The sequence below is a fragment of the Agrobacterium sp. LAD9 genome (genome assembly GCF_003031125.1).
GTDB classification, from domain to species: Bacteria; Pseudomonadota; Alphaproteobacteria; order Rhizobiales; family Rhizobiaceae; genus Agrobacterium; species Agrobacterium radiobacter.
Window position 1 is genome coordinate 97,604 of the sequence record NZ_PHGS01000031.1, and the last position, 25,368, is coordinate 122,971.

Genomic DNA, 25,368 nt, shown 5'->3' on the forward strand with positions numbered 1-25,368 from the left:
CAAAACTCCCGCGACACGCTTGCGAGACAGAGGTCTACGGAAGACTTGCATGCCGTTATCGGCGATCACGATGGCAAGTTGAACTGAGTTTTGATTTGGTCAGAATGCTCAATTTCTTGGCCAACCGCCGCAATCGGGCGAACGCACTCTGCTTTGACCTTCACTCGTTAGGCCCAGCGGCGCGCGGATATCTCTTCTCGTATCGGTGAATTAAACCGATAATCCAGTGGATATTGGGAACGAAAATGAAGATGCGCGTTAGGTGGAATGCGGTGATGAGGGCCACGTCCTGGCCCAGGAATTTGGCCGTCAGAGCCATTTCGGTTACGCCGCCCGGTGCGGCACTGAGGACCATCAGTTCCCATTCCAGACCCAAAGCTGCCGCTATCACGACGGCGACTGCGCAAGTCATCGCCAGCAATAAGAGAGTTGACAGGATAGACGTTATAACCAGCCGTCCTGCTGTCTTGAACAATGATCTACGGAATGTCGACCCCAGCCAGACCCCCAGCACGACCTGCCCACCTGACAGGATGACGGCAGGATAGAAGTACGGGCCAAAGCCGAAGGCCGCGAGCACCGACGAGGCCGCGAGTGGCCCAAGGAAATAGGGATTGGGAACGCGCAGCGCAAAAAACAGCAACGCGCCGGCTATCCCGACGGCCAATAACAGGGCAGTCCCCTGATAATCAAAGGCGGCGGACATACGCACCGCTGCAGCATCCGGCCACCCATCGATGGCATAGATGATGATGGGGACCAACACGACGACAGCGGCGATGCGAACGGTCTGCGAGAGAATAACCGGCCCTGGATTGCACTGGAACCGCTCCGCCATGATCGCCGCCTCGACGGGGCTGGTGGGAAGAGAAGCGAGGAAGGCGGCTGTCAGGTTCAGCCGGGCCGCACGCGCTAACAATAGTGCCACAACGAAAGCACAGACTGCCGTTGCCAAAGCCATTCCCACCAAAAGGGGCGCGAGCGTCAGCACCATAGCGAATGCGGCTGGGGAGAAATAAACCCCCACCTGCGATGCAATTATGATCTGGCCGACAGGCCGCGTCTTCACCGGGATGACGATGTCGGCTAGACCAGTTAGATAAAGTACGGCGGTCACGAGCAACGGACCGATCATCCAGGGAAGAGGCGAACCCATGAAAGCGGCAAGCGCGCCACCGAGTGCGCCAATTGAATAGACGAATGCGAAACGTCCAATGCGGTCGGTCTTGCTCATGTCAAATCAATCGCGCACTCAGTACCTTCCGCCGATGGCTGAAGGTCGGATGGAATGCCGACATTGTGTCCGGGCCTGTGCTCATTGGTGCGCCAGAAGGAATTTCGTTACAGCGGCATCAAATCCGTTTGCGCATTCAATGTTGATGGAATGGCCACCATCAAGATCCCGAACAACGATGTGCGGATGTGCTTGGGATAGCCATATCCTGACGGGTTGGAATTGCTTCTCCCAACGCCCGTTGATAAGCAAGGTCGCCACCCGCAGTTCGCCCAGCCTGTCACGAACCGACAATCGCGGGGTTGCCTCCGCCATAAGCAAGGCGATACCGTCGACGTCTGTCGCATCAGCATCCCGACTTAACGTCTCACGTAGCGCCGGCGGAAATCGCTTGGCATGGCACGGATGATAGGGCAGCCGTCGCATTGCAGCGTGACCCTCCCGCAAAATATCGGTGATTTGACTGAGGTTGCGGTCCTGTTGCAACGGCCCCCACTGCTCTCGTAACGCGCCATTGGCGTTGGTGAAGACCTGAGCAATGACCCGATCGGGAAAGGTCAGCGCATAACGCAGCGTCAAGGCGGCACCGAAGCTCTGTCCGCAAATATGCCATCTGTGGATTTGCAGTTGATCGCGCACAGCCTCGATCGCTTCCACGAGCGCCTCGGGCGCAGCGCCCGAAACGTCTCTTGGCGGTGGCGAAAGACCGTGCGCGGGCAGGTCAATACGAACCACGCGAAATCTCTCCGAAAGGCTCTTATTCGGCAGCCAGTGGTTTCGGCTGGATAGCATGCCGTGAACCAACAGCAGCGGCGGTTGTCCCTGCTCGGCATCCGCTTCGAAATATAATTTCATTGGTTTTCAACGCCCTCACTCCGACAAGGAGCTTATCAGAGTGGGCCTACAATTTTGAACCTACCTATCGGCAAGGCTTTCTCAAACCTTTGGTTATGTTACTGTCCTCGCGTTCCCCGTTATAGACAGCATACAACTGGGCTCTGCGCCGCCGACCGTTCGGGGTCCGCGCAATGAGCAGGCCGGCCATTGCACGGAGGATAACATGGCATCTCTGGTAAGCTGCGAAAACCGCGATCGAATCGCCATTGTCACGATCGACAACCCCCCAGTAAATGCCCTTAGCCAAGCTGTTCGCGCTGAGCTCCTCGCCATCGTGCGCGACCTCGAACAGAATTCCGATATCACCGCAGCGGTGCTCCGGTGCGCTGGACGCACATTCGTAGCCGGCGCTGATATCAACGAACTTGGCAAACCGCCGCTTGCTCCCGCCCTGCCGGAGGTGGCGGAAGAAATTGAAAGCAGCCGCGTGCCCTGGGTCGCAGCCATTCATGGCACGGCATTGGGTGGGGGACTGGAGTTGTCGCTGGCGTGCACAGCGCGAGTCGCCGACAGCAAGGCCAGGTTTGGTCTGCCTGAGGTGACACTGGGCATCATACCTGGAGCGGGTGGAACCGTGCGCTTGCCACGCCTTATCCCCGTGTCTGACGCCGTCGAGATAGTGACGGGCGGCAAGCCCGTGTCCGTCGCGAAAGCGCTGGCGCTTGGTCTTGTCGATCGAAGATGCGAAACGGACCTTCTGTCCGAAGCAATTGCTTTTGCCGAGGACCTTACGGCCATACCAAAGCCGCCCATCCTCATCGACCGTCCCTGCCGCGACGCCGAAGATTTGGACTGGCAAAGCAAGGCTGAGGCCATCAAAGCGAAGGCGCGCGGTGCGGCAGCGCCAATTGAGGCTCTGGAGGCATTGATGGACAGCGCCCGGCTGCCAGCGCGAGACGCACTGAAGCAGGAAAGGGAACGGTTTCTTCGTCTGTCCCTATCCGAGCAGGCTGCCGCGCTGCGCTACGCCTTTTTTTCCGAGCGGAGCGCAGGCCGGAGCCTGGCATCTATAGACAGTGAGCCGGCCGATCTGGCGCGTATCGGTGTCGTCGGCGGGGGCACGATGGGTGCAGGCATTGCGACGGCGCTGCTTCTGTCAGGCTCCGAGGTCCGGCTTCTGGAGCGCGATGAAATTTCTGCTGAAACGGCTCGCAGCCGGGTTCGCGAAATGCTGGATGCAAGCGTCGCACGCGGCGCCGTTGCCCGCGAGACTGCGGATCAAGCGTTCCATCGGCTGACCCCGAGCTCTGACGTTGCCGTCCTTGTCTCCTGTGGTCTGGTAATTGAGGCGGTATTCGAGGACATGAACGTCAAGCGCGACGTTTTCTCACGCCTTGACGCCATCATGCGACCCGAGGCGGTGCTCGCGACCAACACGTCCTATCTCAACGTGGATCGGCTTGCCGAAATGACCGTCGATCCTGCGCGGGTGCTCGGCCTTCATTTTTTCGCTCCGGCGCATGTAATGAAACTCTTGGAAATCGTGCGTGGCCAACACACGGGAGACCGGGCGCTGGCCACGGGTGCAGCGCTTGCTCGACGGCTAAAAAAGACGGCCGTTGTGTCCGGCGTCTGCCATGGCTTCATTGGCAACCGCATCATGGCTGCATATCGGCGCGACTGCGAATTCATGCTGCTCGAAGGAGCTTTGCCGGCTCAGATCGATGCGGCCATGCGGGATTTCGGTTTCGCCATGGGTATTTTCGAGGTGCAAGACCTGAGTGGATTGGACATCGCCTGGGCTCAACGCAAGAACATGGAATCGACGCGCGACCCAACGGCGCCCTATTGCCATATCGCTGATAGGCTCTGCGAAAGCGGCCGTCTCGGACGAAAAACCAAGAAGGGATGGTATGATTACAGCGCGGGCGGCCCAGTGGTCGATCGCGAGGTGACCCGTGTCATCGAGGAGGAAAGAGCAAGGGCCGGCGTAAACGCGCATGTCTTTTCATCCGCGGAAATCATGCAGCGGATTCTTGGCGTCATGCAAAGTGAAGGGAATGCGCTCCTTGCTGAGGGAGTTTCCGAAAACGCCTCCGACATCGACGTGGTGATGTTGACCGGCTACGGCTTTCCCCGGCATCGCGGTGGGCCCATGTATTTGGCCGAGCAGGAGAAGCGGTGAGTCTTCCCGTTGGCAGGAGAGCGTCCAGAGGATAACCGATGTCTGACGCAAGCAAGGGATACTTCCGAGGCGACCTCTACAAATAGCGAAGTATCGCGGCATGGACGTGACATCGGGCCAGACCAATAAATACAGAGTCGCGTACTCTCGGCAGCGTTATCTTGTCGAGAACATGTTCGGGTGGACCAAAGTTTGGAGACGCATCAATATCGGAGCGGTCGTCGCCTGGCTCGGCGGCACCATTACAGGTGTCCTCGCCCTAGCCTACTCGAGCCCGGAGGTCATCGCCAAATTCGCTCGCTTCGATCTTACTGAGAGCCATACGGATCATCTATTGTTTCACGGACCGGAGAGCCGGTAGAGCAAGGAAGCCTACTTTAACCTATGACCAAACGGGCTGTGCCAACGGTTGGTCCGCACTTGACTGTAAACAATTTTCGGTCGACTTAACCTCTCAGCTCTGGTTTGGCACTCATTCATGAGAGATCCAACAACACAAAGATCGCGATATCAATCGCCCTGCATTCAAGAAGCAAGTGGAATGCTACATGCAGCCCAAGATAAGTCTACCTAACTCCTCATCCGCAAAACACGAGACGAGGTTGCAGCCGTGTTTGACATACTATGCGCCTCGGAGGGAACAACGGTCTCGCCGCTATACACCACAGGCGGCGCAAGGGCTTCTACTTGCCATCCAAGCCTACTTAAACGCCTTACCCATAGCGGGTTGGCCTGAGCAACAAGACTCCGGAGACCCAATTCTGCCGGGAGGAGATCGCCAAACGTCGGTTGGGCAACGCGAGTGCCGGCAGGTTGTGGAAGTTGGCAACGGTTTGACGGGGTGTGCGACGTTTTCCTAAGCTTGCTCTGCGAGTTCACTGCGAGAGAGCGTCAAAAATGATGCGTGGTTTTACTGGTATGCCCTTGTACTGCCGCTTGTAAAATCGCTACCAAACATTTTGGCTGGTGACTGGTCACGTCTTGTCGTACACGCGCGATGGGTTTCATTTCGTCAACCCGTTAAGCTGTCACTGAAACTATAATTTAGGTTGGGCAAGGTCCGATTTTGCAGCGAATAGTTCTTGGCGAAGTACGACCTGTCAGCTTGCCCGCAATTCTATTCCGATCGCTTTGTTTTATGTGGTCGAAATGGCGATGGGATTCATAGATACTGCTGTTGCTGGGCGGCTTGGCACAGTTGAGCTCGGCGCGGTCGGGCTGGCCACCGGGCTGATGTTCGCATTTCTCTATGCTGCGTTCGCAATGATCTCAACGACAGCGATTTTCGTTGCCGATGGGCACGAGCAAGCGCGGACGGATTCCGTGAAGAGTTCTTTCGTCACCGGCCTCCTCGTAGCGGCGCTCCTCTCACCGCTCATCATTGTGATCGCGATTTCCATTCCAGAGTTCATGCGTCTGACGGGGCAGGATGGAGCAGTCGTGACGTCCGCATCCTTATTCCTTCAGGGCGCCGTGGCCTCTGTTCCGCTGGCCTTGGTTTTCAATGTCTACCGCGCGCTTCTCTCAGCAGTTGGCTCTGGTGCAGTTGTTGTTTGGGCCAGTGCAATCAGGATTGTAGTGAATCTTGTAGCGAGTCCTGTCTTGGCCTTCGGAACAGGATGGTCCCCAGCGTTGTGCGTCTTTGGCATTGGTCTCGGCACAACAATCGCACATGCAACAATGGTCTTGGTTGCGGTGGCCGCTACTTGGAAACGGCATCGAATCGCGCCACTTAGGATTTGGCGAACTCACCTTAATACGTCTTTAATCCACGAGTTCCTGGCGATGGGATGGCCCGGCCTTGTTCTCGGCCTGTTTGAAAGCGGGTTCTTTGCGGCCATGCAGGTTGTCGCGGGCATGTATGGAGTTGCTAGCCTCTCAGCAACCACGGTCAGTATTCAGCTCGCAGACATAATCTCTGTGATTGGCCTCAGTATAGGCGAGGCAACGATGATTTCTGTGGCGGCGAACAAATCCAGGACATCCGATACGCGTGTGGCCAACTCCATTATTGTCACGGGCTCGGCAATTGCCGCACTCCTGATGATCTCGGCCGGCTTCGGCGTCGCCTTTAATCCGCGGATAGCCGAAGTTGTATTTCTGGGAGAAAGCGAGAGCAGTAGTGTCGTCTTTAGGGAACAGCTGTTGATTGTTCTTGCGATCCTTCCTCTCGCTCTCGCGGCAAACGCGGTTCAGCTTGCTCTCGTGAGAGGTCTCAAGGCGTTGCGGGACACGCGAGGGCCAATGGTGGTTGCTGCAGTCGGCTATTGGATTGTTGGTATCGGTGGGGGATATTTGCTCGCGACAGTTGGACAGCTCGGTATGGAAGGAATCTGGATTGGCTTCGCAGCCGGCCTGACGTTTGTAAGCGTCGTATTGACGTTCCGTCTGTTTTTGCGCAAGCCAATCTCCTGAAATTTCGGCGGGAAGACACGCAATTCGAAAGGGAGATGCCTAGCTAGAATGAGTCTGGAACCAGGTAGGCAGCCCATGCGCCAGATCGTCCAGCTGAAGTAAAGGCCCGCGCCAACGGCACTCCAGAACTTTCAGTCACCCAGCGATTTTCCAGTCGCCTTGGCGGCCTCATCAGCCGTCGTACCAGCATGGATTCCGAGTTTTTCCGAAAGCTGTTTCAGGAAGATTAGACGGGTACGACGCTTTCTGCCATTCCTGACCTTCACAATATAACTAGGCTGTAGGCTCATAAACTCATAGCCACAGGCGTATTGAGGCGATCTGGACCATAGCCAGGAAGTTGACGGCGAGCTTGCCGTATCGAGTGGCAACCGCGCGAAAGTGCTTCAGCTTGGAGAAGAAGTGTTCGATCAGGTTTCGCTCACGGTATAGCCATGTGCTGAAGTATGGTTTCGATCGTCGGTTGGCCTTGGGCGGGATATTGGCGAACGCTCACTTCGCGCGGAGAGATGCCCGCATGCGATCAGCATCGTAGGCCTTGTCCGCCAGCACGATTGTTCCAGGTCCAACATGGTCGAGCAGATGGTCGGCAGCTTGTCCGTAATGGTTTGCCCAGCGGTCAGGTCCAGCTGGACCGGAAGGCCTTGCCCGTCCACGACCGCATGAATTTTGGTCGTGAGCCCGCCGCGGGAGCGACCGAGACAATATCTCGATCCCCCTTTTTACCGTCGCGCCTGTTGGTGCGCGCGAATGGAGGTGCTGTCGATCATTTGGATATCGCCGTCGTGGGCGACGATTATGGTGTCCATCATCCGATCCCACGCCTGCCTTCCGCCATCGCCCAAAGCGATTGTAGCAGATGGTGCGTGGGCCATAGCGACCAGGCAGATCACGCCACGGCGCACCAGATCGCAGGACCCGACCGCGGCACCCCCGTGGCTTGTTGGGTAGCAGCGGCTTAATCACGCGCCATTCAAAGTCTGTCAGGTCATATCGGCTCATGCTGAGCCCTGAACCAGAAATCGGCGCGATGTGAAAGCATAAAGTGCCAAGCGCCAGACGACCTAGCATTGGAGGCAGCCCAATGCTATTGTTAGTGCAATAGAAAACGGGGCAAAACAATCATGGATTTGGCAATTCCCAGTGCAGCGAATCTCAGCCTGTTCGTCAGCGCTACACTGGTGCTGCTTCTCGTGCCGGGACCGGCAGTTCTTTACATCTTCGCGCGCTCGGTCGAGCAGGGCCGCTCTGCCGGGCTCGTTTCGATCCTTGGCATCCATACGGCCACGCTTGTTCATGTCGCCGCCGCCGCTGTGGGGTTGTCGGCGCTCCTGGCGTCATCCGCCCTCGCCTTCAGTGTCGTGAAGTATGCCGGCGCGGCCTATCTGATCTGGCTAGGCCTCAAAAAGCTTTTTGGCCCCTCCGACATTCCCAACGTTGAGGGCGGTTTACCGACACGGAGCCGCATGCGCATCTTTCGTGAGGGCTTTATCGTTAATCTCCTCAATCCGAAGACAGCACTGTTCTTTCTGGCTTTCTTGCCGCAGTTCGTTGAGGTCAACCGTGGCCATGTGGCTATGCAGATCGCTTTTCTCGGGCTTGTTTACACAGCGATTGGCGTCCTAACGGACAGCTCCTACGCACTTGCCGCCGGCACGGCCGGCAAGTGGCTGAAGCGCAGTCCCGTGTACCTAAAGGCTGAACGCTGGGTCAGTGGTTTCGTGTATATAGGCCTGGGCTTGACGGCCGCTTTTGCTGGCAATCAAAAGAAATAGACCACCTGTCGTACCCTGGGAGTCGCCCTAAACAGCGAGCCTATCGGAGACAATCTGGAATCGACGGTGCGTCATTGTAGAAATCAGATCACCGTTCGCGTATATGGGTTCGGCCTGGGCGGGGTTTCGTTGCTTCCGCAGCCTGCCACCAAATTTCCTAGGTAGTCAGCCAGAGGCTCCTCGTTCGTGATATGATCATTGTTTATCAGCAGGGGCCCGGTGGCAAGCTTCGCACTCGGATTGGCTCCAGTGGCAATTGACCATGCGGCCTTCCCCATCTCGTGTTCCGAACTCAGAAGACCAGTCAGCGCTATAAGCACCGCCCAGCATCCCAATGCGCTTCTGCGACGTAGCGAAGATTCGATGGGCTGAGGTAGTTGGCGCGTCGAGCAAGCAATCGAGCACCATGTCGCTGGCCATGGCGTTTACGAACGAAAGCTCCACCGGACCATAAAGCTGGAAATGCGCTCCGCACGCCGGCTCTTTCCTGTTTTGGACCAAGACCGTCCAGCCAATCCACCACCTTGAAATCCGGGGTACCCGTGCGGCCAAGATTGAATTGCATGCATCCGCCGTGTTCGGCTATGCCACGGCATGTCCTGCGCACGCGTGCGCTTCGGTCCAGCAATAGAGGACTGGCTTTAAACCATTCGTCAGTTGATCATGCGTCATCGCCTGGAGTTTGCTCGCCACCAAACCGTACAAGTTCTCTCCCATGCCCCGTTCATGCCCTCCGCCAAAAACAACATCACCGCATCGAATGGCTCAAATACGGCTTGTAACAAGTAGTTACCCGGAACCTCCAGGTTGCTTTAACGACGATGTCTTCTTCGACGCCGATATTACTTCGTTGGCGGAGACCGCGCCGTGAGTTTGTTTCCGTCCGGATCGCGAAGATAGGCTACGAATGCCCCGTTCGGACGCTCCGTAGGCGGGTTCTCGATCGTCGTGCCGCCATGCATGACACCAGCCTCGTGCCACGCCAGCACACGATCGGGGCTCGCAGCGGCTATACCGATAGTCCCCCCGTTAGCTGCGGTCGCCGGCTCGCCGTCGATCGGCTTCGTGATCATCAGCCGACCACCCTCGTGGGCATAGATCAGCCTTCCTCTCGCATCCATCTCCCCGGGCTTGCCTCCCAATGCTGCGAACGTGGCATCGTAGAAGCCTCTCGCCCGCTCCAAATCGTTGCTTCCAATCATGACGTGCGTGAACATGCTTCATCTCCAGTAAAATATCGATAGCCACCAAACGCGCTATCAAATAGAAACCTGTTTTCCAGGGCTTTTGCGACATCACACAATAGGATGTCTTGCACTGGCCGCAATCTCCGGTGTTGGCGGTTTGCCGAGGCAGGGAAGCAGACGGCTGCTTTCAGGAGATTATACGGTTAGCAGCCATGATAGACATGAGGGCGCTGGGCTCTCGCTCAGCGAGCGTCTCGACCGGTACAACAATAGAAGAGCTTTCAAGCTCTTGATGCAAATCGAACCGGCGACACTACTGTTAGCGGAGGCTCCAATCCAACGATATGCCGCCCCTCCGCCATCATGGACATGCGGCGAAACAGTCCTCATAGTGCGGAAAAATATCGGCGCGCCAGACCAACTCTCAATAGCATTGCGGGCGAACCAGCGAACGGGGCTGAAATACGGGTGAGGGCCGAGCCTTGCGGGAACGAAGGAAGCGTCCGAAAACCATCCGCGCTAGGGTCATTACGGGTTGAACCCGCCTGCTCAACTTAATTAGCTAAGTCTCTGATTACATGCTGGTGCCCGCCATAAGACTCTATTATGGAAACCAGTCACCAATGGTTTCCGGAGCAGGCGTGGCAGGCTTTAGAACAACTAAACTCCTAGCGAAGATCGAAGGCCGATACGGGTGGTGCGAGTGATCATATCTTCGGGCTCTTCGCCTTGATCGGAAAGCGGTTCTCACCGCGACTGCGCAATCTCAAAGACCGGAAGTTCCACACCTTAGAAAAGAGCGGTGCATATCCTGCGCTGTCGAATCACATCGGGGCACCGATCAATACCAGTCTGATCCTCGATCATTGGGACGATCTGCTCCATCTCGCGGCGTCGATCACGACGCGGTCCGTGGTGCCGCCTACGATACTCAAGAGGCTGTCTGCGTCTCCGAAGCAAAGCCATCTTGCGAGGGCGCTCCGCGAGCTCGGCCGTATTGAAAGGTCACTCTTCATGATCGAATGGTACTCAAGCCCGGCACTACGGCGCAGATGCCAAGCCGGTCTCAACAAGGGCGAGGCCGCCCATAAGATGAAACGAGCTGTGTTCTTCCACGAGCGCGGCGAGATCCACGACCGGCCGTTCGAGAGCCAAGCATTCCGCGCCTCAGAGCTCAATCTCGTCGTCAGTGCAATTGTTCACTGGAATACCGTCTATCTTGATCGCGCGGTCACACAGCTGAAACGAGCGGGACGAGACATTCCTGATACTCTGTTGAAGCACATGATAGGTATTGCTTTTCGAAGTTTTGAAATTTTCATGAAAAGACGTGCTGGTGAGATCACTCGCCGCCCCTAAGTATTGTGGCCGTGCTGGAGGAGGTCATAACCGCCCTTCGTGGGGTAGTGAACCGTAATTCGCCGAAGCGTGTGAGACAAGTTAATTCCAGACGTAGTACCACCAGCTTCTCAAAAATGTTCCTCTAGCCGAAATGCTCATTCGGCCTGCCACTTCTCGACTGGGCTGCTTGACCAGATTTGCGAGGTACCAACGCCCCGCCTCTTTTATCCACAATGATGTCGCCTGGTTCAGTGATCGAGATGATGGCGGACTTATGGGTTCTCGGGCATGCGGGCGGTAAGCATACGGTAAGCTTGCAACTACCCACATCTGAGCGTCACCGCAATTTCGGCTCCGAGGCGAATGTCTGTTCGCCGGCTGAGGCCGTGCCAGACGACCGTATTTCCCGGTAGTGAATCTGAAGTTCTTGCAAGCTTCACCGTGGGCTTACAACATGCCGGCATATTTTTTCTTCCAGTCGAAGCAGGTTGTCTGGGTGCTCCCTGCCTTCAGGCGGATCTCAGCGATCAGTCTACCTTTATCATCCTCTTTCAGAATAAACGACTTCTGAGCGTCCGAAGACTGTTATGCATTCATCTTCTTCGGTTCCTTTCCCGACCACGAATCCCGATTGACCGCAATTTTAGCGAGTGTATTATGCCCTATTATTGTTGAGGGGTGGCATGTACTGTCGATTTTTTGGTGTATCCCTTGCCGGGCTCGTTACATTGAGCGCATGCGCAATACCTCCAGATGTCCGGGATTTCGCGCATGTCGACACTTACGATATAACTAGACGTGTCCGTTGTGAGATGCGGGACGCAGTGCGCCAAAAAGCCAAGGAAGCGATCGCTAGGCGCCAACCTGAAATTGCGGCGAAGCTGGTTGATGATGAAGATTTCTTGAAATTCGATTTTGCAGTCCTCGGTCGCGACGCTCAAAGCATTGTCAACGTTTATAAAGATACGCTTATCGGTTATGATTGGAACTTTGACATCACTGAAAAGAACGACGCTACCGCGGGCGTGGACGTTCTGCACACCTTTACGCGGGGGACCTTCGGTCTTGGTGCAAAGGTTACCAACAACCGAGAGCGCAACAATGTCGAGACCTTCCGGGAACTTGATAGTTTCGTGAAGTTAGCGACCATGGTCAGCAACGCAGACTATTGCAAGCCGGATGTCTACAAGCCCAAAAACTACATGTATCCGATCACCGGCAATCTAAACCTGATCAGTTACGTCAAAAAATATCTCGACCACAATCAGTCGGGAAACCTCGCAGGCGCTACGGGCAGCAAAGATTTGGCGACCTACAGTGTAAAGCTCAAGTTCACGACCCTGTGGAATTCCACGTTGACGCCAGACCTCAACTTACCCTCACGAGGACTGACCTGGGAGGTGGTTGGTGTAGATGGATCCGCTGAAAATAGCCGCACGGACGTGCATCAGGTATCAATCGTCATGGTGTTGCCCGCGGGCGGGGATCAAAGATCTATGACAATTGCCGAAGAGCGCGTACGCGCCGAACTGGAATATCTGCGTTTGCGAGATGATCTGCGTTCCTTTGCCAATCGTTGAGGAGAAACCACTATGGCAGAACAGGAAATCAAACCGGTCCTTTCGAAGGTTGAACGGAAGCTGGTTCCAGCGGCTACCATTTTCATGGCGGTGGACACTATCCGAAAGGCCGGCCTGGAAGAGGCGTTCCTTGCCGAATGCGCTAAGGACGGTCGCGGCATGGTCATCTCGAAGGCTGACCTGGATTTCGTCAAAACCTTCCTTACCGACTTCGCCAATCGCAGTCTGCTTACAGTAGACGTAGACGCTCTGCTGCCCAACATCAAGCGGATCGCGAAATCACGGCCCCAGTGCTGAGGTTTGTGGTGGGCCTAGCCAGTTCGCCGTATTGGACCACTGATTATAGTTAGCAAAACCTGGGGCGGGAGCGGCCGTGAAAATAGGGATGTTGATGGCGAACTCTGGTGCAGTAGTTGAAAAACGCCGGCAAAGTGGCTGTTGGGAAGCCTCCGCGCCACGTTTGGGCTCGTTTTTCTGATCGAAATGCTAGAAATTACGGCTGGTAGAGTGGACAATCTAAATCTCTCAAGACAAGCATATACTTAAGTGATGACGAAGACGAAGCTAGCAGCGCATGTTGTGTCGCGTGATGATTGCAACGACGCATATCCAGGCGTTGAGCGAGTGCCAAATCCCGAAGCTCTATCAGACCCCGCTGATCCTCAACGCTCAAGCGGCTTGACCTGCGGCACCGGAGGCGACGAACGCCGACGCCGAACTGGTGTCGACGTTTGTCATCGCAGCTTTCTCTGTGAAATCGTGCAATCCGCCGGACTGTTGATTTGCACGGAGAGTTAACCCAGGTAGTTGTGAAGAGACGTGACTTGCCTTTAGGTTCGTCTGTCTTTGCGGTTTTGGTCAAGCTCCCGCTTCTCTTCTTAGTTTTCGGATATATGGGCTGAACTGATATTTAAGCGCTATCCGTTTCCGGTGTCCAAGACGGGCAGTGATGGCCAATCACCCACGGGTCGATAGCTGTAAGCAAGATTGGCATTAACGAAGACGGCTATACTTTCGGCCTAGCGCAGGTAGAGGTGTAGACTTTCCACAAGGCTGCATTCAATTTCAAGTTGACGAAATCTTGCATGGTGATATCGGTGAATTCGCGGGTGACTTTCGGGGGCGAAATGGGTCAGCACGAATTTTTTGGCGGGATGGGTGCCACTGCGCAGTCGTTGCGTGTTTGTGGGCGGTTTGTGAGGGCGTATGAGCCATTCGGCGATATTATGGCGTCCAATTCGCCAGAATCATACGAAGGGCGCCGCGGATGACCCTCCCCGACCACAACCTTGCTGAAAATAGTCCCCAGGCAAATCCGCAAAGAAAAGGCCTGAAAGTTCGTCTTCTCGAAAAGGAAGACACGCCCGCCGTTCGCGAAATCATGAAGCAACATCATGCTTCGACGGTGTTTCGTGACCAAGAATTCTCCGACTGGAAACTTAACGAACACTTCAACCTCATTCTGTCTCGACCGCCACGCATGGTGTGTCCTGTCGCAATTTTGGACGGGAAGCCTGCCGGAGTCACTTGGGCAATCGCTGATTCCTACATGCTGAGCGACGGCCCACTGTTCGTAACTGTCCATGTGATCGCGGTCGATTTATCGTTGCCGCCTGTGCGCCGTGCCAAGGTGTTTCTATCTTTGGTCGCAGCCATCAAGAAATGGGCAGCCTCTCTCAACGCCAGCCACTCATTCGTTCATGTGACCACCGGTTCTCGTATAGAGGCCACGGAACGATTGATGAAGGCCTCGGGAGCAACCTTCGTCGGCGGAGCATTTATGTTATGAGGTTTAGTTGCCCCAGTGCGGCCCGATAAAGATCTGTAGCGAGTAAAAGAAAGTACGGGAACAATGATAACGGAAAGAAGGAAAGGCTACATATCTCCAATACTGGCCCACGGAGATGATAAGTACTTTGATAAAAATTTGTTCCGAACGTTGAAGATTTTAAATTATGTATTGTTGCCTCTATGCATGGCAATTTACTATATTCCAGGACTCCACGTCTATCTGCAAGAATCAATTTCCTTTACGGATCATAATTGGCTTCCGGCGAGTTTTACCAAAAATATATACCAGCAACTGGAATTGAGAACAACCGGTAATGGAATGCGTTTTTTTCTTATCAACGCACTGCTTCAAGTTTCAACCTTTTTTATCGGAATATTTATTCTTGTTACCTTTAAAAGGTTTCACGGTACTCCGCCAAAACAATTAGATATTAGACAGTTCGCAGTTATTCCCCTGTTCGTCGTCCTACTCTACATGATGTTCGATTTTATTTTCACAACAGATATATCGGGAAATGAGGATAGGGATATTGCTTATACTGTACTAAATTCTCCTTTGATTATAGTTGTAACCGTTGGATTTTACTATGGTATTCAGGAATTATTAGTGCAGATTTTTTCATTCTTGTTCTTTTTCGTTCTCAAAAGAGGCTAAATAAATGGACTCCGGTGACTCTCGTTCAAAAGATACTCCCCCCTCATATCGGGATATGCCTGAGTGGGGGAACGTTGGCTTCGGTCTAACCGCAGAGGCCGCAAATTACGCAGTTGAACAATCGGCCGGACGTAACTTTGCTCTAGCCAGGGGTACCGCGCTGGCGATTGGATTAACTGTCGCTGATCTAGTGGCGGCGGCTAAACAGGGCGATTGGGAGCGGGTAACTGTCAAGACGGCGGGGATTGCCGGTGGTGTTCTTGGAGGGCTTTTGGGCGGCCTAATTAGCTCGCGGATGAAAGTTAGCGCACCTTTCGGAATTGGAATAACCTTCACGACCTCGTACAGAGGGCAAAAAGCCGCTGAACAAATCACGCAAAAAACGATCTCCGCCAGTCAAAAAGTACTCCGTGAGCTCGAAAAAATATCTGCAGGAATTTCGCACCGGATTAACCCGGCGAATTCCATTGGAATAGCGGAATGCTTCGAAGCGTCAACGAAAATTCTTCTCGCCGACGGCACGGAGAAACCCATATCGGAGGTCGAGGTTGGTGACACCGTCCTCGCCTTTGACGGGTCGGCGAATCTCGGGCGAGGAGCTTTGTGCCCGCGGCGGGTAAAGAAAGTATTTAGCAATACAACAAGCGAATTTGTCCGGCTTTCTTGGATAGCGGAAGGAAAACAAAGGGACCTCGTTGCCACCCCAGGCCATCATTTCCTAGCAGTTTCCGGTGATTTTCCTGAACTCGGAAACATGATTAAGGGTGGAAGGGCGGCGCTCCTCTCTCGGGCGGGAGAAATCCTGGAGGTTCTAGCTGAAACAATCACGTACTGCGCGGAAACTGCCCACTATTTTGAACGCGCGGAAGCGGTCAATATATCCAGCGGCAGCAGTGCGTTGGTAAAAGTTTCCCCTGCGGCCTGGAAAACGTACAATTTCGAGGTTGAAGACCTTCACACTTACGTTGCAGAAGGTATTCGTGTTCATAATATATCGGCGCCGTGGGCGCACACGACGGAAATCGGCATAGCCGCCGCTGTGCATGCGAGATATGTTGCCAATGTTCCACTAGATTACGCGATCAGTCTTGGCAGATCAGCCATGGCTTTTAACGACCCGAGCTATGGGAAGAGTGACCCAGTCGGCTACACGTCTGCAGGACGTGCAATTTCAATCGATAAGACGGCATTCAACACCTTCCTCGCTGAGAAAGGCGGGTCCTCTGCCAGCGCGAAGGATAGAGCCGCGGCCGCAGCGGTAGGGGCGATGGCAAATGGGCATAGCAGGACCGACGCGTTTGCAGTTGCCTATAACATAGCGCAAAAGAACGGTGTGGAGACGGACGGGGTATTCGACTCGTATGTTCGCCGCCAGATGGAGCAGCCCACAGGAGGAAGCGGTAAAGGCGGCGGTGCCGAAGCGATTTCCACCCCATCGCGTTCGGGATCGATTTCGGGCACCTCTGCCGGTGCTGGAAAAACATCAAGTCGTGACTCAGCATCAGGTTCGTCCGGCTCTTCGGGGAAATCAGGAGGAGGTGATTCCACACCAGCGAACAGTGGAAAAAGCTCTTCCAGCAAATCCTCCGGCAATAACAATTCGTCCAGCAGCTCTTCGGGTAAACCTGTCCTGCTTGATCTGAACGGAGACGGCCGTCTTGATCTGAGCGATCAAGCAAACTCGGATATCTTCCTCGATATCGGCGGAGACGGTTACAAGCGCAGAACATCCTGGGTGGGCGCCGGCGATGGCGTTCTGATGATCGACGCCGATAATGACGGGACCATTTCATCCCGCAAGGAGATCGTCTTTACCGAGTGGAGCCCGTCGGCCGGGTCGGACATGCAGGCGCTCCGCCAGGTGTTCGACACGAACCAGAACGGCAAGCTCGATGCCGGTGACGCGCAATGGTCGCAGTTCAAGATCATGCTGACCAACGCCGATGGCACTGTTACGCAAAAGAGCCTCGCGGAACTGGGTATCGAATCCATTGATCTTTCGATCGACGAAACCAGGATCGATTTTGATGGTGGTTCCTCGATTGACGGGCAGACGACGTTTACCCGAACAAATGGTCAGACGGGTACTGCGGCAACCGCGACGCTGAAACATGACGACAACGGTTTTGCGGTCTCAGAGACCAGGACCGTTGATGCATCCGGTAGTGTCACTGTCGTGACGAAAGCCCATGACAAGGATGGGCGTCTCGCTTCGGAGACGACGAAAACAACGAGCGCCAGCGGCCTCGATGTGACGATGCGGTTCGATGACAATGGCGACGGTGTCGTTGATCGTGTCCTGACCGACGTTACAACCATCGGGCAGGATGGTGCACGCACACGGACTGAAACAATGCGAAACGGCGGCGGAACCCTGCTTTGGTCGAGAACGTCAGACCTCAGCGCCGATGGCAAGACCACTGTTATTAACCGTGACGAGCTCGGTGGCGGCTATACCACAGAACGGGAAACGCGCGTCATCGGTAGCGACAACAGCCTGACGACGACGATTGCCCAACTCGCTCAGAACGGCGATATGATCAGCCAGACATCCAGCGCTCTCAGCGCTGACAGGCTGAGCCGTACGTTTTACATCGACGCAAACGGCAATGGTCAGAACGAACGTATAACCGAGCACCAGACAATCCGGTACGCGGATGGCGGCCGTTTCGAGCGCGACCTGACATGGGGCGCGGACTGGTCGTTGTTGCGCAAGGAAGAAGTCGCGATCTCCGCCGACAATCTGACACAGACGCGGTTCGTGGACCTTGATGGGGACGCTATCTGGGACAATACATTTACTAGCTTAGTGTCTCGCAACCAGGCCGGTGATACCACCGTTCGGGAAGCGTCATTTGTGCGTGACGGCGCAAAATACAAAGACCTTGAGACGACTACGTCCGCGGACGGATTATCGCGTAGCATTCGCGAAGACGTGGATGGCGATGGGACTTTTGACCGCAGGGTGGCGGACCTTACGTCGATATCTGCCGATGGCACGAAGACGAGGACGATTACCAATCGCAGCGCGTCCGGCCATCTTCTGTCGCAAACAACGGAACAGAGGCACGCGGACGGCCTGACCGGCAGCAACACTGTGGATTCCAATGGCGATGGCCACACCGACCAGCTCATTACGGTGTCCAGAGCCGCCGATGGTACGATCACTGAAACCAACCGGATACTTTCTGCTGATGGCTCCGTGGCCTCAGAGTCCCTCAAGGAAACCAGTGCCGACGGGTTGGTGTCGACGTCGAAACTTGACCGTCACGGTCGCGGACGATTTGATGAAATCACATTGAGCAGTCTCATCAGGCAAGCCGATGGCAGCTCGACAAGAACCCTCGAAAAGCGCTCCGAAAACAGCACGCTTGTCAATCGTATCGTCGAGTCCAGCAATGCCACGGGCCTCTCGACGTCAAAATCCACGGACGTTGATGGAAACGGCAGTTTCGATCAGGTGATCAGTGCGAACAAGACGCAAAACGCCGATGGCAGCGAAACGCTTATCACCGAAAACCGCAGTGGAGACGGAACCCTCATCTCGAAAGAGGAAAACTGGGTGACTGCCGATAAACGCGGCAAGCTCGTTCGGACTGACAGTGACGGCGATGGCAACATCAATACAGAGGTCGGCAGCACGATCGGAGCGGACGGCGGTGAATTCGTCGAAAACCGTTCTCTTACGAATACCGGCACTCTTCTTTCTCGAACCACAACCGTCACGTCGGCCAACAAGCTCAATATCTACCAGACGGTCGATTTTGATGGCGACGGCATTATCGACCGTGTTCACAACCAATATACCGACCTTCCAGCCGATGGCAGTTCCTATACCTCGCGCACGACGTCGGCAAACGACGGCTCCGTTATTCGCCAGGACGTCAAATGGGTATCGGGCAACGGGATGAACGAATCCAGCCAGTCGGACCTCAACGGTGACTGGGTGTATGACGAGACGACCAACCGGAATACCGCAGTCGAAGATGACGGCACGGTTCGGATCATCGAAACGAAGCTGTCTGGAAGCAGCATTGCATCCCGCTCGACCGTCAGAACCTCGGCAAATGGCCTGATCTCGACCGCTGAGCAGGACTTTGACGGTGACAACGCGGTTGACGATGTCACCAGGACCACAAAATCTCTGCTTGAGAATGGAGCAGTGATCGAGACCGTCACAAAGCGCTCCGGAAACAACGAGCTCGTCTCCTCGACCAGCAAAACCACCAGTTCTGACGGCATGTCCATCGTCCAGCTGGAAGATGTTGATGGCGACGGCATAACCGACTATCGCACCGAACAGACGATTGCCGCGTCCGGCAATTCCTCCCTCGAGGTGAAAGAGCTCGGTCAGAATGGCGAGGTCCTTTCCCGCACCGCAACGACAACGCTGCGCGGTGGACTGTCTTCGACGCAGGTTATCGATCGTGACGGAGACGGGACCGTCGATGAGACCCGGACATCCAGCACGACGATTGACGCTTACGGCGTCAAGACAACGCAAACCTCCCGCTATCAGGGCAGTTCGACGCTGCTTGAACGCGCGACTGTCACCGAAACCACCAATGGGCTTTCGAAAAGTACCGTATATGCTGACGGAAACACGGCCAGGTTGCGGAGCGTCAACGAAACCACGGAGATTCTGCAAAACGGCTCGACCAGACAAACGACCGAGATCCGAAAGGGCGATCTGTCTCTTGAGAGCAAGACCGTTGTTCTGACCTCGGGTGACAAACAATCCATCGTGACATCCGTGGATGTGGATGGTGACGGCAAGATCGATCACTCCCTCAACCAGGAACTGCTCGACAACGGCGTATCGCGGCAGACTTTTGTCGAGATGCGACCGGACGGCATAGCTGCTGATCGTAGCAAAACGGTTGAGATGAGTACCAACAAACTTGTCGAGACGACGACGTTCGACGCAAACGGCGACGGCGCCTCCGACGGTCGCATTATCAAAACCAAATCGCTGAAGCTCGACGGCGGTGCCACGACGACCACCGACTACCAGACCAACGTGAATGGCAACTGGGTCACGAAGGGCAAGGAAGAGCATTCCGAGAGCGGAAACGGTCTTACACAATCCACATCATGGAATGATGCCGGCGGTTCGGGGTGGACGGCCAGCCGAAGCCTGACCCAAAGTTTGCACGCCGATGGCTCGCGAACTGCCGTTGAAACATGGCAGGCCGCAGCGACAACTGTCCGACGCACCGAGACGACCGTCTCTGCCAATGGTATGGGGAAGACCGTGCAGGTCGACGCCGATGGAAACGGCACGTTCGACGAAAAGAGGGTCACGAACAAAACGTTCAACAGTGATGGCACGATCGTGGAGACGTCCCGTACCACGGGCGTGAGCGACGCACTTCTTTCCCTCGTGAGCGTGACCACAAGCGCAGATGGTTTGACGACAACGACGAGAGATCAATCAGCCCTCGTGCCGGCAGCGACAAGAACGACAGTCCGGTCGTTGCGAGAAAAGGCTGACGGCTCGCAGGTTGAAACGGCGACCGTCCGTGATGGCAGTAATGCGATCATCGAGACCATCACCGCGGAAACATCGTTCGACAAGCGTCTACTTGTCACGAAGCGTGATCAAAATGGCGATGGCACAGTCGATCAGATCGAAGAAACGAAGCGGACGATCGACGGTCGCGAGATCACGACCATCACCAACTTCCGAACTACGGGAACTGTTTCGAGCAAGAGCGTCGATACGGTTTCGGCCGACCGCCTCACGCGGATCATCGAGATCGACAAAAACGGTGACGGCGCCTTCGATACCAAAAAGACCCTGAAAAGCTACCTCTATGCTGACGGCAGCAAGGAGGTGACGACAACCGAACTCGAATTGGCGAACGGCAAGACACGCTCGACCAGCAAAAGCACGACAAGTGCTGACGGACGGCGTTTCCTCGAGGAAACAGACGTCGACGGAAACGGATCGATCGATCAAACCGTCGAGGAAACATCGCTCGCCTCCGGCGCACGCGTCACGAAAGTCACCAACACAGCAGCGGCTCGTAAATCCGCCTACATGCGTTTTGGTGAAATCTATTGGAACAATGCTACCCCCGCAGCGAGCGAGACAACCGCCAACGCGAACCAGATGACCAAAACCAGCAAGCTGGATCAGGATGGCGACGGTTATTTTGAAACCGTCATGAAAACCTCGACATTGATCGATGGCAGCGTCAAGACGGATGTCACCGAAACCAAGACGGACGGCACGGTGAAGGCACGCGGATCATTCCGCATGAGCCACGACGGCTCCACGACCGTCCTTGAGAAAGACAGCAACAACGATGGTGTGGTCGACTACGTCGAAACCTCGATCAGGATGACGAGCGGCGCGGTTGTTCAGACGGCGGTTACAAAAAGCGCGGCTGGCGTCGACACGGAAACCCGCACAACCAACGTTGATGCGTTCGGAAGCATTCTGACAAGCATCACCAAGGATGCATCGGGCAGGAAGATTGCCGAGCAGAACAAACTTGCAGACGGTACGTCGACCAGACTGACATACGTTGCGGAATCCGGATGGGTCAAAAGCAGTGAGGTCCTCGACAGCTTCAATTTTCTGAAGAGCGCCACGCTTTATGACCGGGCGAATGCCGAAGCCTGGTCCCGTGTCGAACAGACCTATGATGGGGAAGAACGCAAAACGCTTGAAAAGCAGCTTATGGACGATGGTACCTCTGTCACGATCTCCTTTGTTGCCGCGACGGGTGCTCAGATCAAGGCCGAGTACTTCAATGCATCCGGCGTAAGAACGGGTCTGGTCGATTTCGACACGGGCAATACCGAATCCTGGCGTGAGGTCCACCGCACGTTCGACGCGCAGGGCAGAGTGGTTACTCAAATCGACATGCAAGATGACGGCTCTAAGGTCGAATACACCTTCGATGTCGCGAACACGGAATCTTGGTCACGATACATGAACCGGTTCGACAGCGCCGGCCGTCATTTTTATGCGCATCGTACGAACGACAGTGGCACCTATGACACCATCACATTCGATGTTTCAAATGTCCAGCCGTGGACCAAGTTGGAGCAGGCGTTTGATTCTTCCGGACGGGAAACTATTCGGATCGAGTACTGGGACAATGGAAACCGTACGTATTCCGACGTGAGCGGAACTCAGGCTTGGAGCAGAATCGAACAGGTTTTTGCAGGCCCTGACCAGATTTCCACGAGCACGATGTTCATCGATGACGGTAGTGTTCAGAAAACAATATTTGATGTTAGCAATAGTTATAACTGGAAATCGATAACAGTGAACTTTGTTGATGTGAACTCCCAGCATGTACGTTCACCGCAGCTTTTGCGAAAAGACTGGGACAACGGCGATTACCAATTATTTGTGCGATCTCAAAATGGAACAACAGATTATACTTACACCTCCTCAGGCCAGTTGAAAATTCCACCTCATTTCTGGGACGGAATGTACGTTGTTTATGACACCCTAGTAAATCGGATGTTTGTTCGCCCAACACTGCAACCTGTTGCAATCGACCTAAATGATGATCAGCACTTGGATTTACGCCCGTTGGACGTGGCACAGTTCAATGAGGCCGGAATACAGTTTGATTGGGACGGAGACGGTTCAACTAATACGACTGCGTGGGTTGGCCCACAAGATGGCTTCCTTGCTATTGACCTTGCAGCGGACGGCTCTACGGGTCCGGATGGCATGATCAACCAGGCGAAAGAACTCGCTTTCACTCTGTGGCCAACGGAAGAACAGGGCTCGACCGATTCCGATCTGGAGGCAGTGCGGCTTGTCTTTGATACGAACAACGACGGTCTGTTGAGTGCCGAGGATGCCCGTTGGAGCGAGTTCCGTGTCTGGCAGGATATCAACCAGAATGGCGTCAGTGAGGCTGGCGAACTTTCGACCCTCGATCAACTCGGTATCAAATACATCAATCTGATACCGACCGCCGATGGGGCTCAGAACTTCGCCGATGGTTCAGCGATAACGGGAACCAGCTTCCTCGAAAAGGTTGACGGTCAAACCCGCCTCGTCGGCGACGTCAGGCTGGCATATCAGCCATCTTCGCCGACCTGATAGACCTCTCCATTTTCACCTCATGCGGATTTGCAGGCATCTGCAGATCCGCTTACCGACAGATCTGACTATGGATACAGGTTTACTCAACCCCTCCTCCACGACGAATGCTGACGCCGGGCTGGCGTCGCTCGCCGCCGTCGCAGCGTTCTTCAGGATCTCTTGCAATCCGGCCGATCTGTCACGGGAACTGGCACTCACTAAAGAGGCGAGCCGCGACGATATCTTGCGGGCAGCCAAACGTGTGGGCCTGAAGGCAAAACCCGTTCGCGAGGATCGGTTTGCCAGTGGAAAGGTGATCCCCACGCCATGCATCGCCGTCCTGGACGACGGAGGATTTGCCGTCTTTGCGGGCAAAACGGAGGAGGACGGCTATCGGCTGGTCGACCCCGTCAGCTTCATCAGCCGGACTGTGGCTCTTGAGGAACTGCTGTCGCTAACGTCAGGAAACTTTATCCTGCTCCAGCGGGGCTTTTCCGATGTTTCCGCATTCCAGCGGCGCTTCGGTTTTGCCTGGTTTCTGCCATCGCTCTGGCGCTACCGAAGCGCCCTCGCCCATGTCTTTCTCGCTTCGCTTTTCCTGCAGCTCTTCGCCCTCGTCTCACCGCTGTTTTTTCAGGTGGTGGTCGACAAGGTGCTGGCCCACCGTAGCTACTCGACATTGACGGTCCTGATCATTGGGCTTGCCGCGATCGGCCTGTTCGACGTCGTGCTTCAGTATCTGCGCACCTACGCGCTGACACATACAACCAACCGGATCGATGTGGAACTCGGACGCCGGCTCGTCCGTCACCTGCTGAACCTTCCGCTGAACTATTTCGAAACCCGCGCCGCCGGGCAGACGGTTGCGCGTGTGCGCGAACTCGAAACCATCCGCAATTTTCTGACCGGGCAGGCGCTGTTTTCTGTCCTTGATCTGATCTTCACCTTCGTGTTCATCGCGGTGCTGTTTGCCTATTCCACCGTGCTCGCCTGGATCGTCGTCGCCTCCATCCCCTTTCTCGTCCTGATCGGATTTTTGATCCGCCCTTCCCTCAAGCATCGCATCGACGAAAAATTCGACCGGGGCGCTCTCAGTCAGCAGCTACTCGTTGAATCCGTCATCGGCATGCAGACACTGAAAGCATCGGCAGTCGAACCGGTCGTTGCCGCGCAATGGGAGGAGCGTCTGGCGGCTTATGTGCAATCGTCCTTTGCAGCGACCATGCTCGCGGCGAAGGGCCAGACGGCCATCCAGTATGTCAACAAGATCACCTCGGCCGCCCTGCTTTTGTTTGGCGCACAAGCCGTCATCGACAATGAACTGACCGTCGGTGGGCTGGTCGCCTTCAACATGATCGCCGGTCAGGTTTTTCAGCCGGTTCTGCGCCTGTCGCAGCTCTGGCAGGATTTTCAGCAGGTGCAGGTGTCCGTCGAGCGTCTGTCGGATGTTCTGAATGCGCCTGAAGAACCCAAACCGGCTGTCTCTGTCAGCCTGCCGCCGCCGAAGGGCACGATCGCCTTCAGGGGGGTGAACTTCCGTTATTCGAGTGATGGTCCGGAAATCCTCAAGAACATTTCGCTGTCCGTGCGTCCGGGCGAAGTGATCGGCATTGTTGGCCCGTCGGGCTCGGGCAAGTCGACGCTGACCAAACTTCTGCAGCGGTTTTATCTGCCCTCCAGCGGCCAGGTCATGGTCGACGGTCAGGACATCGCCCATGTCAACCCGGCCTGGCTGCGCTCCAATATCGGCGTCGTGCTTCAGGAAAACATGCTGTTCAACCGCACGATCCACGAAAACATCAGTATCGCCAATCCTGCCATGTCTCGCGCGGCCGTCATCAATCTCGCCCGACTGTCAGGCGCAGATGAATTCGTTGCCAAGCTTCCGAAGGGATACGACACCGTCATTGAAGAGCGCGGTGCAAACCTCTCCGGCGGCCAGCGGCAACGGCTGGCAATTGCCCGGGCGTTGTCCGTCAATCCGCCCATTCTCATTCTTGACGAAGCAACCAGCGCTCTCGACTATGAGAGTGAGAGACTGATCCTCGCAAACATGCGTCACATTGTTCAGGGCCGCACAGTATTGATCATCGCCCACCGCCTTGCGACCATCCGGAGCTGTAATCGCATCATCGGCATGGCTGATGGCAGGATCGTCGAAGAAGGCAGCCACGAAGATCTGCTGGCCCGCGATGGCGGCCTCTACAAGCATCTATGGGATTTGCAGATGGGGTCGAGCAAATGAGAGGAAAGACGCGACCTGTACCAACCGGGGCAACAAACACAAAGGTCAGCGCCGATTATAGCGA

12 protein-coding genes and 2 pseudogenes are annotated in these 25,368 nt (G+C 55.3%); 10 read left to right on the forward strand and 4 right to left on the reverse strand.

Annotated elements, in window-relative coordinates:
• Positions 1–160 precede the first annotated feature (160 nt).
• Positions 161–1,234, reverse strand: coding sequence for an AbrB family transcriptional regulator (locus DA915_RS27775; protein ID WP_107677944.1), 1,074 nt, complete (start codon positions 1,232–1,234; stop codon positions 161–163).
• A gap of 81 nt (positions 1,235–1,315) precedes the next feature.
• Positions 1,316–2,089: an alpha/beta fold hydrolase gene (locus DA915_RS27780; RefSeq protein ID WP_107677945.1), complete on the reverse strand. Its 774-nt coding sequence runs from the start codon at positions 2,087–2,089 to the stop codon at positions 1,316–1,318.
• A 205-nt stretch (positions 2,090–2,294) separates the two neighbouring features.
• Between DA915_RS27780 and DA915_RS27785 the strand changes: the two genes are divergently transcribed.
• Together DA915_RS27785 and DA915_RS27795 are read left to right on the forward strand one after the other, a co-directional pair.
• Positions 2,295–4,256 (forward strand): 3-hydroxyacyl-CoA dehydrogenase NAD-binding domain-containing protein, encoded by a 1,962-nt coding sequence (locus DA915_RS27785; RefSeq protein WP_107677946.1) that lies wholly within the window; start codon positions 2,295–2,297, stop codon positions 4,254–4,256.
• Between the two features lie 1,131 nt (positions 4,257–5,387).
• On the forward strand, positions 5,388–6,671 hold the full coding sequence (locus DA915_RS27795) for an MATE family efflux transporter (RefSeq protein WP_256387742.1): 1,284 nt from the start codon (positions 5,388–5,390) through the stop codon (positions 6,669–6,671).
• Between the two features lie 294 nt (positions 6,672–6,965).
• Here DA915_RS27795 and DA915_RS27800 read toward each other — a convergent pair.
• A pseudogene (locus DA915_RS27800) lies at positions 6,966–7,673 on the reverse strand (IS5 family transposase).
• A 122-nt stretch (positions 7,674–7,795) separates the two neighbouring features.
• Between DA915_RS27800 and DA915_RS27805 the strand changes: the two are divergent.
• Positions 7,796–8,446, forward strand: a complete 651-nt coding sequence (locus DA915_RS27805) for a LysE family translocator (RefSeq protein WP_107677949.1) — start codon at positions 7,796–7,798, stop codon at positions 8,444–8,446.
• An 842-nt stretch (positions 8,447–9,288) separates the two neighbouring features.
• Here the strand turns inward: DA915_RS27805 and DA915_RS27810 are convergent.
• Positions 9,289–9,663 (reverse strand): VOC family protein, encoded by a 375-nt coding sequence (locus tag DA915_RS27810; protein WP_107677950.1) that lies wholly within the window; start codon positions 9,661–9,663, stop codon positions 9,289–9,291.
• Between the two features lie 657 nt (positions 9,664–10,320).
• Between DA915_RS27810 and DA915_RS27815 the strand changes: the two are divergent.
• From DA915_RS27815 to DA915_RS27845, 7 genes and pseudogenes are all read left to right on the forward strand, one after another.
• Positions 10,321–10,950, forward strand: a pseudogene (locus DA915_RS27815) (Tn3 family transposase); the annotation flags it as partial.
• A gap of 836 nt (positions 10,951–11,786) precedes the next feature.
• On the forward strand, positions 11,787–12,554 hold the full coding sequence (locus DA915_RS27820; protein WP_153064607.1) for a hypothetical protein: 768 nt from the start codon (positions 11,787–11,789) through the stop codon (positions 12,552–12,554).
• 12 nt (positions 12,555–12,566) lie between these two features.
• On the forward strand, positions 12,567–12,851 hold the full coding sequence (locus DA915_RS27825; protein ID WP_107677952.1) for a hypothetical protein: 285 nt from the start codon (positions 12,567–12,569) through the stop codon (positions 12,849–12,851).
• A gap of 970 nt (positions 12,852–13,821) precedes the next feature.
• Positions 13,822–14,343, forward strand: a complete 522-nt coding sequence (locus DA915_RS27830; protein ID WP_107677953.1) for a hypothetical protein — start codon at positions 13,822–13,824, stop codon at positions 14,341–14,343.
• A 63-nt stretch (positions 14,344–14,406) separates the two neighbouring features.
• On the forward strand, positions 14,407–15,000 hold the full coding sequence (locus tag DA915_RS27835; RefSeq protein ID WP_107677954.1) for a hypothetical protein: 594 nt from the start codon (positions 14,407–14,409) through the stop codon (positions 14,998–15,000).
• 4 nt (positions 15,001–15,004) lie between these two features.
• Positions 15,005–23,077, forward strand: a complete 8,073-nt coding sequence (locus DA915_RS27840; RefSeq protein WP_107677955.1) for a Hint domain-containing protein — start codon at positions 15,005–15,007, stop codon at positions 23,075–23,077.
• A 70-nt stretch (positions 23,078–23,147) separates the two neighbouring features.
• The gene (locus DA915_RS27845) at positions 23,148–25,304 is read left to right on the forward strand and encodes a type I secretion system permease/ATPase (RefSeq protein WP_107677956.1); all 2,157 of its coding nucleotides are present in this window, start codon (positions 23,148–23,150) and stop codon (positions 25,302–25,304) included.
• Positions 25,305–25,368: the final 64 nt, after the last annotated feature.